This is a genomic window from Rhizobium sp. P1_B8, from assembly GCF_056406515.1.
The window spans coordinates 379,985-392,959 of the sequence record NZ_JBFTZZ010000002.1 but is presented as its reverse complement, the minus strand read 5'-3'; the positions used below and the strand labels follow the sequence as shown (position 1 = coordinate 392,959).

Genomic DNA, 12,975 nt, shown 5'->3' with positions numbered 1-12,975 from the left:
GGGTAATCCCCCCATTCTTAACGGGGCTCAGCAGTAGAAATCACGCGGCCATTTTCAGTTTCTGTGCGGGCGTTATGCCGCCGATGCCCATATTGGGCCGTTCGTTGTTGTAGGTCCATAGCCACTGTGTGGCGAATTCCTGCGCCTCCTCGATGCTTTCAATGATGTACTGGTCAAGCCATTCATGTCGGACGGTGCGGTTGTAGCGCTCGACATAGGCATTCTGTTGCGGCTTTCCGGGCTGGATGTGGCTCAAAGCAATTCCTTGCGTTGCTGCCCATTCCATCAGTTTGCCACTGACATACTCAGGTCCGTTGTCCACACGAATGGCGAATGGTCTGCCTCGCCATTCAATGATCTGGTTCAGGCTGCGGATGACGCGTTCAGCAGGCAGCGAAAAGTCCACCTCAATGCCCAGCCCCTCGCGATTGAAGTCGTCCAGGACATTCAACAGCCGGAATTGCCTGCCGTCTTCCAAACGATCCGCCATGAAATCCATTGACCAGACCAGGTTCGGCGCATCCGGCACAGTCAGAGCGTCGGGCTTGTCCCGCTTCAAACGCTTGCGTGGCTTGATCCTGAGGTTCAACTCCAGCTCACGGTAGATGCGGTATACGCGCTTGTGGTTCCAGCGATGTCCTCGGACATTCCGCAGGTAAAGGAAGCACAGGCCAAAGCCCCAAGTCTTCTTTGCCCGCGTCAGTCCGATCAGGAGATCGGCGATCTGCTCGTTCTCGTCGTTCAGCTTGGCGCTGTAACGATAGCAGGTCTCGCTGACCTCGAAGGTGCGGCAGGCAAGCGCAATGCTCACCCCGTGCAACGCCACTGCTTTCCCGGCCATCTCTCGGCGTTGAGACGGCCGTGTTATTTTTTTCCCAAGGCTTCCTTCAGCAGTTCTGCCTGCATGCTCATCTCGGCATACATCTTCTTCAGCCGCCGGTTCTCATCCTCCAGACTCCGGCACAGGAACGCCGCCTTCTGCTTGGCGCAGGATGGCAAGGATTTGGGGTTCGCTGAATCTGCTCGTCTTCATCAAAATCTCCTCGATCATAAAGCCCGAGAAAATTCTACTTTTGAAGCCCGTTAATTTGCGGGGGGATTACCGGAGAACGGATGCATTCTGTTTTGGGAGAACCATCACTTATCACGTGCTCGTCTTGGATATGAAGAAACAGTCCGTGTTCTAGAAAAACGCTTGAACAGGAGCCATTCATCCGCTCGAAACGAGATCATGAAGCAAATAAGGATGGCAAAAAGGCACGAAGGTCCGACAATTTTTGATGATATTGTTGAGATATTTGAGAGGCACAAGCCGATCGAAGGTAATATTTATACCGTTGAATTGCGACTTCGCTAAGTTGCTGCATGCTAACCTTGGCTGGGCGGTGGCCAGTATTTAAGGGCGGCTACTCGATTGAAGATCGTCCATTGGCATCATGATTGGCTCGATCAATAGCTCCTTCAGGGGCAGGACTGTCCCTGGCGGCGCATTCCAATCGAATTTGTATACGGGCTTGTGGAGTGGTGGCTAATATAGATACTTCTCGAACAATGCTGGAACGGCACATTTCAGTGGGACGTTCTCTGCCTCGCAAGTTCAAAACAGCATTCGAAAAATTCCAGGGAATAGATATGGAGTTCGGAGATAGAGCCCGCTTCGCTATAACTGTTGAACTGAATGAAAATCATGGCGGTTTGTGGATGTACGGACGCTTTTGTTATTGGATCGCAGGCGAATCTATAGGCAATTGTGATGTAATAACTTCGTTGCGAGATATACTTTTTCGGATGCGATACCTGCATAGCGATAGAGGACAGCGCGCGTGTCCAGAGCTTATGAAGCTATCCACGGAAAAGATGTTTTCAGTTATTTCTACTGATATTAGAAATGACGATGATGAAATATATAATTATATATCTGGAGAGTTTGCATTTGCTCGATTTGACGTTGGCATTCATGTCGATGTTCTAGATAAGTACGAGATATATTTGGTAGAGAACGGCGATATATCGAAAATTTTATATTTCAACATGGAAAGAAAAGAACTGAAGTACTTTCCTTTAGATGTAGGCGAATTCGATCGAGTAGCGCTCGATGCATATGATTATCTCGATAGGATGTATGATGCTGCGGAAGAGTCGAAAGGTGAAGCAAGCTGACCTGCTCTCCAGGTGTCCGCGTTTCTCTGGTCAACTGCGCCGACCGATCGAGAATTCCGAAAAACGCACCCTCAACGTTCTGGCGTGCAGGCGGTGGAGTCGGCTTCGTATGCGCGGCCAGCGGGAAGAGCAAGGTGTAGCAGGGACCACTTTATCATCATAGTCAGTCAGGTAGCGGTTGCTGGCGCCTCACATCAGGCTGGTGATCCATGGACCGGTCCTCGCAGTGCCCTGGCGAGTGCTGTGACGCGACGATGATAATAGGGTTTGATATTTGAGATAGGCCGCAAAACCTGCCGAGGTTCCAATCGCCGCGGGACGAAACTTCCACGTCAATGGGTAAACAGCATGTCGAAAAGGGCAGAGATAGAGAACCGCTTCTTGGAGGTCGCCCATAAAATCGGGGTGCCTGCCGGAAAAACCATCGTTCAATTTCAAGGTGATGGGATGGCGACGCCATACGTCGATCTTAAAGACAGTGACGAAATATATTACGTCGTTGAAGAGCGTGGCGTTGAGCTGGAGAGAGTGAAATGCTCGTCAATCGACGATGTTTTGTATTTTCTATTTTCGGACATAACGCATGACATGGCTTCCAGCCATGCGGCCACGCATGGCAAGCCAGGCACGGAATTCAGAAGGCTTATGTTTCAGGAGCAGCTTAGGCTATTTGGAACTCGCGTCAAAGGAATGGCGGCTAAAAAGAGAATTGGAAATCGAGGAAGTCTTGCGTAAGGCGCCATACAACGACGGAATTACCTGATCTCAAATGCGATACCAAGTACCCTCAATCACGCATGCGCTTCCCTGCCGCGATAGACCTCCGGATCAGGGATCGGAACCGCGGCGATCAGCGCTCTTGAGTAATCATCCCTCGGGTTCTCGAAGATGTCCCGCCGTGTGCCGGTTTCGATGATGCGGCCGGCGCGCATGACGGCGACGTTATGGGACATGCGCTCGACCACCGCCATGTCGTGGGAGATGAACAGATAGGCGAGCCCCATCGTTTCCTGCAGTTCGAGCAGCAGTTCGAGCACGCGGGCGCGGACGGAGACGTCAAGCGCTGCGACGCTCTCATCGGCGACGATCAGCTTGGGCTCCAGCGCCAGCGCCCGGGCAATGCAGATGCGCTGGCGCTGGCCGCCTGAAAATTCGTGCGGGTAGCGCGTCGCCGCATCAGGCGTCAGGCCGACCCGGCGCAGCAGTTCTGCGACGCGGTCCTGCCGTTCGCTGTGGTTGCCGATACCGTGGATGACCATCGGTTCGCCGATCGCCTTGCCGACGGCCATGCGCGGGTCGAGCGAGGCATAGGGATCCTGGAAGATCATCTGCGCCGAGCGGCGCACGGGCCGCATCTCACGCTGGCTGAGCCCAGCGATGTCACGGCCGTCGATCAGGACGTTGCCCTTGAAGGGGATGAGACCGAGCACGGCCTTGCCCGTCGTCGATTTGCCGGAGCCGCTTTCGCCGACGAGGCCGAGCGTTTCACCCGGCAGGATATCGAAGGAAACGCTGTTCACGGCTGCAACCGGCGGCTTGCCCTTGAAAAACCGGCTTGCGGCAGTGCCATAGGTGACGGTGAGGTCGCGCACGTTCAGAACCGGCGTGCGGTCCGGATGCAGCGTCTCGACGGCGCGCTGGGTGATGCGCGGCGGACGGTCGGTGCCGGCAAGTGCGCCGAGCCGCGGGACGGCGGCGAGCAATTGCTGCGTATAGGCCTCCTTCGGCCGCTGGAAGACGGCGAGCGCCGTTCCCTGCTCGACGATCCTGCCATTCTGCATGATGACGACGCGGTCGGCCATTTCGGCGACAACGCCCATGTCGTGGGTGATCAGGATGATCGAGGCGCCGAATTCGCGCTTCAACTCGCGCATCAGCCGGAGGATCTGCGCCTGAACGGTGACGTCGAGTGCGGTCGTCGGCTCATCGGCGATCAGCACCTTCGGCCGGCAGGAGAGCGCCATCGCGATCATCACCCGCTGGCGCATGCCGCCGGAAAGCTCGTGCGGATATTGCTTCAGCCGCCGGGCCGGCTCGGTGATCTGCACGGCATCGAGCATCTTCAGCGCCACCGCCTCGGCGTTCTCGCTGCCCTGGTGCGCGCGGATTGCCTCGGTCAGCTGGTTGCCGACCGACATGACCGGGTTGAGCGAGGTCATCGGCTCCTGGAACACCATGGCGATATCGCCGCCGCGCACGCTGCGCATCGCCCGATCGGAAAGCTTAAGCAGGTCGCGCTCGCCAAGCAGCACGCTGCCGGAGGCGACCCGCAGCGAGGCTTTCGGCAACAGCCCCATGATCGACAGCGAGGTGACCGACTTGCCGGAGCCGGATTCGCCGGCGATGCAGAGCGTTTCGCCGCTTGCAAGCGCGAAGCTGACATCCTGGAGCACCGGCCTGCGGCCTTCGGGTGTGCGGGCATCGACGCTCAGATTGCGAAGGCTGAGCACCGGCGCTGCGGCTGGCATGGCTTCGTTCACGCGAACACGATCCTCGGGAAGTAGAAGGAAACCACCCAGTTCGGCTGGTCGACGATCTCGCTGATCCGGAGATCGCCGCAGACCGAGCTGAGCAGATAGGCATCGATGGCGCTCATGCCGTGTTCGGCGCCGAGAAGATCGATCATGCGCATGACGCTTTCGCGCGCCCCGGTCATCAGATCAGGGCCGATGCCTGTCGTGACTTCGTAGCCGGCGCCGTCGAGATGGCGGGTCACCGGTTCGGTTGTGGTGAAGCGCGGCGTCTGCAGCTTGGCGTCCTTGACGAGCTCGATCGTCGCTTCGACGTTCATCTGGCTCTCGATCGCCGTGCCGCAGACTTCGCCGTCGCCCTGGGCGGCATGGGTATCACCGATCGAAAACAGCGCACCGTCGACCTCGACGGGCAGATAGAGCGTCACCCCTGCCGTCAGGTCGCGGATATCCATGTTGCCGCCGACGCGACGTGGGGGAACGACGGAATGGGTGCCGGGCTCGGCGGGTGCGACGCCGATCGTGCCGGCGAAGGGCTTCAGCGGCACACGGCCGCCCGGGCCGTAAAGGGCAGGCACCATGCTGTTGGCGTCATAGGACCAGACATGCAGCGCCGGAACCTTGAACTGATCGGCAAGCAGGCCGAAGCCTGGGATATTGGCCGTCCAGCCGACGCCCGAGGGAATGAACTTGCGCAGCGTCACCTTCAGCGCATCGCCGGGCTTGGCGCCTTCGACATAGACCGGGCCGGAGACCGGGTTGATCTTGCCGAAATCGAGCGCGTTCAGCGTTTCCAGCGTGGCGTCGCTTCGGAGTTGGCCACCTGATGAATCCATACATTCGAAGTGGATCGTCTCGCCGGGCTTGGCGACGACGGCGGGGGCGAAATCCTTGTTCCAGCCGAAATTATGCTGGGCGCGGTGAATGGTGTGGGTGCAGGCGATGCACATGTCATGTCTCCCTGAAATTTATGGCCTTCCCGGTTAGCGCCGGGAAGGTTCGATCCTTGGGTCTATTGCTTGACGTAGATCGCGTCGTAATTGATGACGCGGGTCGGATCGATGTAGATGTTGTCAGCGCCGCCCATGCGCAGCGACTTGGCGACGACGCGGCGTTCGTTGATGACAGGGATCCACGGCGCATCGGCCATGATGTCGGTAAAGATCTTGCCCCAGGCGGCGGTGCGCTCGGTCGCCTTTGCCGGATCGGACATGGAGTCGGCGGCAACGGCGCGCTTGTCGAGATCGGCATTGCAGTACCATGACCAGTTCCAGCCGCCCGGAACCGCGCCGGCGCAGCCGAGGATCGGGCCGTAGAAGTTGGACGGATCCGGGAAGTCGGCGATCCAGGCCATGCCGCCCGACCAGATCATCGGCGCTTCGCCTTCGGTGCCGCCGGCCGAGATGACGTTTGCCTGGGCCAGCGCCCGGACTTCGGCCTTGACGCCAACGGCGGCCAGATCCTGCTGGATCGCCTGGGCGATACGCGGCTGCGGATCGGTGTTGGTGGAGTAGAGCACGGTCTCGAAGCCATCGGGATAGCCGGCTTCGGCCAGCAGCGCCTTGGCTTTCGCCACGTCATAGGCATAGCCGGTGAAGGACTTGTCGTAGCCCGGCATCAGCGGCGGCAGCGGCTGGTTGGCAGGCGTTGCGCGACCGTTGAGGATGCGGGTGATGCGGTCCTTGTTGATCGCCATGTTCAGCGCCTGGCGAACCTTGACGTTGTCGAAGGGCTTCACCTTGGTGTTCAGCGTGATGTAGCCGGTGTGCAGTTGTTCGCCGTCGACGATCATCTGCGCGCCGTCGGCCGAATTCTTGATTTCGAGGAATTTTGCCGGCGGAATGCCGTCGCCGGCAATATCGACCTCGCCCTTCTGCAGGCGCAAGAGCGCCACCAGCGGCTCCTGGCCGACTTCGACCTTAAAGCTGTCGATATAGGGAACGCCCTTGACGAAATAATCCTTGTTGCGCTCGAAAACGAGCTGCTGGCCGATCGTCCAATCCTTCAGGATGAAGGTGCCGGAGCCGACCGGCTTCTTGCCGAAGTCGCCGGCGGCCGCCTCGACGGCTTCCTTCGGCACGACTGAGGCGAAGTTGATCGCAAGCACGTGCAGGAAGGTGGCGTCGGGACGCGAGAGGTTGAAGATGACGGTGCTATCATCCGGGGTCTCGATGCCGGAGAGCGTCGTCGTCTTGCCGCCGGTTTCATCCTCGAAGCCCTTGATGGCGCCGAAGAAGCCGGCGCCGGGGCCTTGCGTCTTCGGATCGACGGCGCGTTCGATCGAATATTTCACGTCGGAGGCGACGACCTCACGGCCGTTCGAGAACTTCACACCCTTGTGCAGCTTGAAGGTATAGGTCAAGCCATCGGGCGAAACGGTGAAGCTTTCGGCAAGCGAGGGAACCGGGTTCGGCGTGCCGGGCGCATAGTCCATCAGGCGGGAATAGAGGCTCTTGATCATCGACCAGTTGACCCAGTCGTAGCCGATCGCCGGGTCGAGCGTGGTGATGTCGTCCTTGTAGGTGACGACGATATCGCCGCCCTGCTTGGGCGTTTCCTCGGCCATGACGGACAATGGGGCGAGCGCCACCATCGTTGCCATGGTCGTCTGTTGCAGCCAGCGTTTGAACATCTTGGTTCCCCTTCTTTGGTTGCTGTCAGCGTGTGCGGATGCGCGGATCGATGACCGGCGCGACGAGGTCGGCAAGCAGATTGCCGATGATGATGGCGAGCGCCGACGTCAGCGTGACGCCCATGATGATCGGGATGTCGACCTGCTGGATCGCCTGCCAGGCGAGCTGGCCGATGCCGGGCCAGCCGTAGACCGCTTCGACCACGACCACGCCGCCCATGAACTGGCCGATATCGATGCCGATCATGGCGATGATCGGCAGCACGGCATTGGGCAGTGCATGCCGCAGGATGACGCGCTTCGAGGAAAGGCCCTTGGCGCGCGCCGTGCGGACATAATCCTGGTTCAGCACGTCGATCATCGATGAGCGCACCATGCGGGCGTACCAGCCGGCGCCGCATATGCCGAGTGTGACGGCCGGCAGGACGAGATGCGAGAAGCTGCCGTAGCCGCTCATCGGAAACCAGCCGAGCGTTGCCGCCAGCAGGTAGAGCAGCAGCAGGGCAACAAGGAACTGCGGCGCCGAGGTGCCGACAAAGGAGGCCATCATCACCAGCCGGTCGACGAAGCCGCCGCGGCGCACCGCGGCGATGGTGCCGAGCGTCAGGCCGAGCACCACCTCGACGACGATGCCGGCAAGCATCAGTGTCAGCGTCGCCGGCAGGCGGGCGGCAATCAGCGTCCAGACATCGGTCTTCTGCGCATAGGAGCGGCCGAGATTGCCGTGCAGCAGATTGCCGAGATAGGTGCCGAACTGGACCAGCAGCGGCTGGTCGAGGCCGAGCTCATGGCGGATGTTGGCGACCGTCTGGGCCGTAGCGCTGCGGCCGGCGATCATGCGGGCAGGATCGGCCGGAAGGGCGTAGAGCAGCACGAAGGTGATGGCCGCGACGCCGAGCAGGATGAGAGCCGCCTGCGCCAACCGGCGCAGCATGAGGGACGCCATCAGCCCCTCCCGCGCTGGGTCGGGTCGAGAATGTCGCGCAGCGCGTCGCCCACCAGATTGAAGGAAAGCGCCGTCAGAAGGATGATCGCGCCGGGAATGAAGACCAGCCAGGGGGCGGCCTGGAAATAGCTTTGGCTCTCGAAGATGATATTGCCCCAGGAGGGCTGCGGCGGCTGGACGCCGACGCCGAGGAAGGAGAGTGTGGCCTCGAGCAGCACGGTGGTGGCGATGCCGAGTGTTCCCCAGACGATTGCCGTCGGCACGAGATGCGGCAGGATATGCATGAAGAGCACGCGCATATGGCCGGCGCCGAGCGAGCGCTCGGCCATGATGAAGTCGCGCTCCACCAGGCCGCGCGTCTCGGTATAGACGATGCGGGCGACCTGCACCCAGTTGACGAGCGCGATCACCATGGCGACGATCCACAGGCTCGGCTTCAGCAATGCCGCGAGCACGATGGCGAGCAGCAGCGCCGGAAAGGCCATCATCAGATCGGTGAAGCGCATCAGGATGTTGCCCGGCAGCCCGCGGAGATAACCGGCAACGATGCCAACGAAGAGGCCGATCGCCACCGCGATGCCATTGGCGACAAGGCCGATGATCAGCGAGGTGCGGGCACCGAAGAGCAGGCGGGAGAAGAGGTCGCGGCCGAGCGTGTCGGTGCCGAGCAGATAGGGACCGCCCGGCGGCAGCGGCGCGCCTTCGAGCGAGAGGCCGTCAAACATCTGCTCGTCGGGGCTGAACGGCGCGATCCACGGCGCTGCGATGGCGAGCCCGATGACGAGTGTAACGACGATCAGGCCGAAGAGGGCCGTCGGCTGGCGGATCATCTGTTTCAGCACATGCATCAGCCCGCCTCCGGCAGAGGTTCGGCACCCGCCAGAATGAAGGCTGCTATCTGCTCCATCGGCAGGCGGCGGCGCATGGCGCAGTTGCGCAGGATTGCGTAAGCGCTCTCCTCGTCGATGCCGCGTGCGGCCTGAAGCTTTTCGACGGCGGCGTGCACGAGCGGCCGCAGCCGGACGCGCTCCTCGAGATATTGCAGCTTTTCCGCAGTCGCTTTGCGCTCCTGATGAATGGAGACGGCCATGACAAGCGCCGGATAGACGGCCGATGTGGCAATCGGCTTGGCGATGATCGCGCCGGCACCCTGTGCGAGCGCCCAGGCGATGCGGCCGGGCGCTTCCGAACCAAGCAAGGCGACGACGGGGCAGGCAGGCGTTTCGCCGTTCCAGGGCAGCAGATCGTCCCAGCCCTGGTCGGCATCGACGATGACGAGATCGGGCAGTGCCGCGGCCGAAAGCGGCGCCCATTGCAGCATTGCATGGATGCCGAGTAGGCGAAGCTGGCGGATCAGCTTGTCGGTGTTGCCGTCCTCGCGATGCAGGACCATCGCCTGCCAGCCGGTAAAATTGGGTGTCTCTCTCATGACACCACCCTTAGCCGCGGCAAGGCCTGTCGGTTGCGGCCGGTCAGATAGGGGTCGGCGGCGAGCGGCGGCCGCGAGGCGACGACATCGAAGCCGTTGTCGGCGTTGATCCGGCCGAGATGGAAGGGCAGGGCGGCATGATTGGTCTCGCGGTCGATCGAAAGCGCGCCGAACAGCGTCGGCCAGGATCTATTGTAGAGCTCGCGCCGGACGGCGTCGGGATCGTCACCGCCGGCAGCGACGATCGCGTCGACGCAGAGCCGGACGGCCGTATAGGCGCTGGCAAAGACGCTGGAGACACGCCGCTCCGCGCCGTGACGCTCAGTGACACGGGCCTTGAAGGCGGCATTCTCTAGGGTCGCGATACTGTCGAAATAGGAAGCGGCGCAAAGCTGGCCAGCGGCCGCGCCGGCGGCAATATCGTCGAGCTCGCATTCCATCAGGTCGCAGCTCACCACCGGGCAGTTTTCCGCACGGAAGGCCGGGTCGCGATCACCGAGGGCCTTGATCGCCTCCAGGAAGGCATAGCTCGACGGGCCGATCAGATTGTTGAGGATGAAGCTCGGGCGGCGCTGCGCGATCTCGGCGACGATGCGTTCGACGGCGGTTTCCTCGAGCGGAAGATAGCGTTCGCCAAGCACCTCGCCGCCGGCATTGGTAATGAGTTCGCGGGCGAGCCGGTTCATCTCCCAGCCCCAGACATAGTTGGCGCCGACGAGATAGGGTCTTGCACCGTAACGCGGGATCAGGTGCTCGAAAAGCGGCAGCAGATGCTGGTTCGGGCAGCCGCCGACATAGATGACGTTCTCGTTGGCCTCGAAACCTTCATAGGGGCACATGTACCAGAGCAGGCTGTCATGTTTCTCGACGAGCGGGATGACCTCCTTGCGCGCCGCCGAGGTAATCGTGCCGACGATGTGGCGGCAGCCGGCGCGCAGAAGATGGCGCGCGCCGTCGAGATAGGCGGCAAGATCGGCATGCGGATCGAAGAAGACCGGTTCGATTGCCAGACCTTCGACGCCGGCATATTCGGCCATCGCGAAATCGGCGCCGTCGCGCGCGTCGCGGCCCATCGAACCGTAGGGGCCGGTGGTCGAAAAGAGGATGCCGATTTTCAGCGCGTCGTTCATCAAGTGACCACATCAAAAAACCCCACGACGCTGGTCCCATCGAGCGATGAGGCGTCATGGGGCGAAACTGCCCAGAGACTATCGGAGTCATGTCAACGCGGCAGGCCGTCTGCCTATTCCGCAGGCTTGAGTAAAATACAGGCAGCTTATCTTTGTCAAGTGTGCTGCGATGCACTCGCAGTCATTTGATCTTGTTCTTGCGGTAGGGCCGCGAAAGGACGCTCTATCTTGAACAAATGTTAGATCACTTCGAGACATCCCAGCGCAGATTGTCGGGCTCAGCTCGGCAAAGCGGTGCCATACCCACAAGCAATGTTCGTAGCTCTGCAGCCTTGCCAAGGTGGGCAGTGAGGATGGCAGTGATTTTCGAAGCGAGGGGTTTGACAGCGGGGATCGCCGGCTATTCAATTCGCCGAGACTCTAAACCCGGTAGGTGAAGGTTCAGTGATAGGTAACCGGATATTGTTATGGCGCCGCTTCGTTACCCACACTCTTGAGGTGCGGATGGATGGAAATCGAGAAGCGACTAATTGATTTGATCAGTGATTTTAACGGGCGGTTAGCGGGGGAAGATATTCGCGAGTACATATCCCTTGCGGAGCATAATGAGTGTGTGGTTGCGTTGGAAAATCTATGCACGCAGTTGCGCGAGTATGATGTGGTGCTGGCTCCGGAGGAACTGGCGAACATTCAGGCGCTGGCAAATGAGATGAATCTAAAAGCAGATACCTGGGCGTTTCTCAAGTACCCCAAATCTTGATGCTCATACTGCGTGTGCCTACCTGGTGCATGGAGTGCTAAAGCGCTGAAGCGGTTGCCGCACCCGAGTTGATGAGCTTGATGACAAATCCTCATTTTTCCAACGAAATGCCTCACGACGAGAGGAAGTATTCTGGGTCTGGATATGGCTAAGCGCATAAAGATTGGTAACGTAATTCAGATTCTAACGTCGAGAGGCGTTTGCTACGCCCAAGTGACTCATAAGCATTTTCGCTACGGATACCTGCTTCGCGTGTTTGATGGTTTTCACAGCGACAGGCCCAATAATTTCGGCGAAGTGGTCACCTCTCCCCTGTTATTTTCTGCCTTTTTCCCCGTCCAAAAAGCAGTTGGCGAAGGCCTAGTGGCAAATGTCGGAAACAGTAGCGTCACCGATGCAAATTCCGTCTTTCCCACCTTTCGGACCAGTGCCCGGGATAGGGACGGGCGGCGGGGGCCTTGGTGGTTGTGGAATGGCGAAACGGAAGTGATGCTGACTCGAGGCCTTTCTGATGAGGAAAAGAGATATCCGGTCCTCGGTATCATCAGCGCACCCTTGCTGGTTGAGCGAATTGAGAAGAGTTATCGAGCAGAGACTCATGATTTGTAGTTTTGCGTCGTCGGGTTATATTGTTGGGGCTTCTAAATGCGACCTGAGCGCATTCCGGAACCCCCTAACTCAAGTCATGCAACTCCGTCGTAATCGCCGCCCCAATCGAAAACTCTGAAAAGCGCACGCTCAGTCCGCTGCGCTCCGGCGTGCAGGCGGCCGGCCCAACCTCGTAGTGCGCGGCGGCGGGGAAGGGCGCTAACCGCAGCAGCGGCCAGCGGCTGCCGTCGCGTGAGGCCTGGATACGCATCGCCCCGTTGGCGACGGTCACGCGGATGCGGAAATCCTCCAATTCCTTGAAAGGCTGCGCCACAGACCAGTCGGACTTGCCATCGGTGACGACGGTGCTGAGGAAGGCTTCGCCGTCGGTGAATTCGACGCCTGTTTTCACCCAGCGTTTCTCGTCGATGCGCACCATCAGGCCGGCCTGGTCGTAGAGGGTGCGGAATTCGCCCTGGACGCGGATTTGGGCGGTGAAGCTATCGGCCGTGGCAAAGGCGAGGAAATGGCCGCTGTCGCGGGTGAAGCCGTAATGGGTCTCCCGCCAGAAATCGGTCTTTTCATCGGTCGTCAGGGTGAGGCCGGCTTCGTTCGCGAGCCAGTGTGGCGGCTCGTTCAGCCACTTGCCGTCGTTGAAATCGATGCTCATCCTGTTCTCCCGTTCCGTTAAAGCCTCACTGCAGGGCGATTGACCCACCTTGGCATAATGCGCGGTCTTGGTGCAGGCGGGCGCAGCCGAAGATTGTGTGTTTTTCCGGCGTCCCAGCATCCGCCGCGAGCATAATCTGTCGCCCGTGCTTGACAGGATCGATCCATCTCCTATTCTGTTACAAAAAGA

12 protein-coding genes and 2 pseudogenes are annotated in these 12,975 nt (G+C 59.9%); 4 read left to right on the top strand and 10 right to left on the bottom strand.

Features of this window, described 5'->3' with window-relative positions:
* Nucleotides 1-40: 40 nt before the first annotated feature.
* A pseudogene (locus AC1D2N_RS05605) lies at nt 41-1,033 on the bottom strand (IS3 family transposase).
* Nucleotides 1,034-1,632: 599 nt separating this feature from the next.
* Between AC1D2N_RS05605 and AC1D2N_RS05600 the strand changes: the two are divergent.
* On the top strand, nt 1,633-2,160 hold the full coding sequence (locus AC1D2N_RS05600; protein ID WP_165403123.1) for an Imm42 family immunity protein: 528 nt from the start codon (nt 1,633-1,635) through the stop codon (nt 2,158-2,160).
* Between the two features lie 348 nt (nt 2,161-2,508).
* Nucleotides 2,509-2,895, top strand: coding sequence for an Imm63 family immunity protein (locus AC1D2N_RS05595; RefSeq protein WP_245484511.1), 387 nt, complete (start codon nt 2,509-2,511; stop codon nt 2,893-2,895).
* A gap of 56 nt (nt 2,896-2,951) precedes the next feature.
* Here the strand turns inward: AC1D2N_RS05595 and AC1D2N_RS05590 are convergent, their stop codons facing one another.
* The 8 genes and pseudogenes from AC1D2N_RS05590 to AC1D2N_RS05555 all read right to left on the bottom strand — a co-directional run.
* Entirely contained in the window at nt 2,952-4,640 is a 1,689-nt protein-coding gene (locus AC1D2N_RS05590; protein WP_130653914.1) for an ABC transporter ATP-binding protein, read from the bottom strand.
* A complete protein-coding gene (locus tag AC1D2N_RS05585) occupies nt 4,637-5,581 on the bottom strand; it encodes an acetamidase/formamidase family protein (protein WP_130653913.1) in 945 nt (314 codons plus the stop codon). The genes AC1D2N_RS05590 and AC1D2N_RS05585 overlap by 4 nt, the downstream gene beginning before the upstream one ends.
* A 62-nt stretch (nt 5,582-5,643) precedes the next feature.
* The gene (locus AC1D2N_RS05580; RefSeq protein ID WP_018448587.1) at nt 5,644-7,263 is read right to left on the bottom strand and encodes an ABC transporter substrate-binding protein; all 1,620 of its coding nucleotides are present in this window, start codon (nt 7,261-7,263) and stop codon (nt 5,644-5,646) included.
* 25 nt (nt 7,264-7,288) lie between these two features.
* Nucleotides 7,289-8,209: an ABC transporter permease gene (locus AC1D2N_RS05575; protein WP_018246584.1), complete on the bottom strand. Its 921-nt coding sequence runs from the start codon at nt 8,207-8,209 to the stop codon at nt 7,289-7,291.
* Nucleotides 8,209-9,057, bottom strand: a complete 849-nt coding sequence (locus AC1D2N_RS05570; protein ID WP_017996436.1) for an ABC transporter permease — start codon at nt 9,055-9,057, stop codon at nt 8,209-8,211. Before AC1D2N_RS05570 ends, AC1D2N_RS05575 begins: the two co-directional genes overlap by 1 nt.
* Nucleotides 9,057-9,638 carry an ANTAR domain-containing response regulator gene (locus AC1D2N_RS05565; protein WP_130653912.1) on the bottom strand — a complete coding sequence of 194 codons (582 nt, stop codon included), beginning with the start codon at nt 9,636-9,638 and terminating at the stop codon, nt 9,057-9,059. Before AC1D2N_RS05565 ends, AC1D2N_RS05570 begins: the two co-directional genes overlap by 1 nt.
* Nucleotides 9,635-10,768 carry a transporter substrate-binding protein gene (locus AC1D2N_RS05560; RefSeq protein ID WP_130653911.1) on the bottom strand — a complete coding sequence of 378 codons (1,134 nt, stop codon included), beginning with the start codon at nt 10,766-10,768 and terminating at the stop codon, nt 9,635-9,637. The genes AC1D2N_RS05565 and AC1D2N_RS05560 overlap by 4 nt, the downstream gene beginning before the upstream one ends.
* Nucleotides 10,769-11,021: 253 nt before the next feature.
* A pseudogene (locus tag AC1D2N_RS05555) lies at nt 11,022-11,162 on the bottom strand (putative quinol monooxygenase); the annotation flags it as partial.
* A 114-nt stretch (nt 11,163-11,276) separates the two neighbouring features.
* On the opposite strand from AC1D2N_RS05555, the gene AC1D2N_RS05550 reads away from it, so the two are divergent.
* Both AC1D2N_RS05550 and AC1D2N_RS05545 read left to right on the top strand, forming a co-directional pair.
* Nucleotides 11,277-11,528, top strand: coding sequence for a MafI family immunity protein (locus tag AC1D2N_RS05550; protein ID WP_047617950.1), 252 nt, complete (start codon nt 11,277-11,279; stop codon nt 11,526-11,528).
* A gap of 144 nt (nt 11,529-11,672) precedes the next feature.
* The gene (locus tag AC1D2N_RS05545) at nt 11,673-12,137 is read left to right on the top strand and encodes a hypothetical protein (protein WP_047617951.1); all 465 of its coding nucleotides are present in this window, start codon (nt 11,673-11,675) and stop codon (nt 12,135-12,137) included.
* 64 nt (nt 12,138-12,201) lie between these two features.
* On the opposite strand, the gene AC1D2N_RS05540 is transcribed toward AC1D2N_RS05545, so the two are convergent.
* Nucleotides 12,202-12,786: a DUF1349 domain-containing protein gene (locus tag AC1D2N_RS05540; RefSeq protein WP_130653910.1), complete on the bottom strand. Its 585-nt coding sequence runs from the start codon at nt 12,784-12,786 to the stop codon at nt 12,202-12,204.
* Nucleotides 12,787-12,975 lie beyond the last annotated feature (189 nt).

What these genes read in the sequence shown, in the direction of transcription:
- AC1D2N_RS05600 (WP_165403123.1), top strand. Translation starts at nt 1,633, where the DNA reads ATGGAGTTCGGAGATAGAGCCCGCTTCGCTATAACTGTTGAACTGAAT.
- AC1D2N_RS05595 (WP_245484511.1), top strand. Translation starts at nt 2,509, where the DNA reads ATGTCGAAAAGGGCAGAGATAGAGAACCGCTTCTTGGAGGTCGCCCAT.
- AC1D2N_RS05585 (WP_130653913.1), bottom strand. Translation starts at nt 5,581, where the DNA reads ATGTGCATCGCCTGCACCCACACCATTCACCGCGCCCAGCATAATTTC.
- AC1D2N_RS05580 (WP_018448587.1), bottom strand. Translation starts at nt 7,263, where the DNA reads ATGTTCAAACGCTGGCTGCAACAGACGACCATGGCAACGATGGTGGCG.
- AC1D2N_RS05575 (WP_018246584.1), bottom strand. Translation starts at nt 8,209, where the DNA reads ATGGCGTCCCTCATGCTGCGCCGGTTGGCGCAGGCGGCTCTCATCCTG.
- AC1D2N_RS05570 (WP_017996436.1), bottom strand. Translation starts at nt 9,057, where the DNA reads ATGCATGTGCTGAAACAGATGATCCGCCAGCCGACGGCCCTCTTCGGC.
- AC1D2N_RS05565 (WP_130653912.1), bottom strand. Translation starts at nt 9,638, where the DNA reads ATGAGAGAGACACCCAATTTTACCGGCTGGCAGGCGATGGTCCTGCAT.
- AC1D2N_RS05560 (WP_130653911.1), bottom strand. Translation starts at nt 10,768, where the DNA reads ATGAACGACGCGCTGAAAATCGGCATCCTCTTTTCGACCACCGGCCCC.
- AC1D2N_RS05550 (WP_047617950.1), top strand. Translation starts at nt 11,277, where the DNA reads ATGGAAATCGAGAAGCGACTAATTGATTTGATCAGTGATTTTAACGGG.
- AC1D2N_RS05545 (WP_047617951.1), top strand. Translation starts at nt 11,673, where the DNA reads ATGGCTAAGCGCATAAAGATTGGTAACGTAATTCAGATTCTAACGTCG.
- AC1D2N_RS05540 (WP_130653910.1), bottom strand. Translation starts at nt 12,786, where the DNA reads ATGAGCATCGATTTCAACGACGGCAAGTGGCTGAACGAGCCGCCACAC.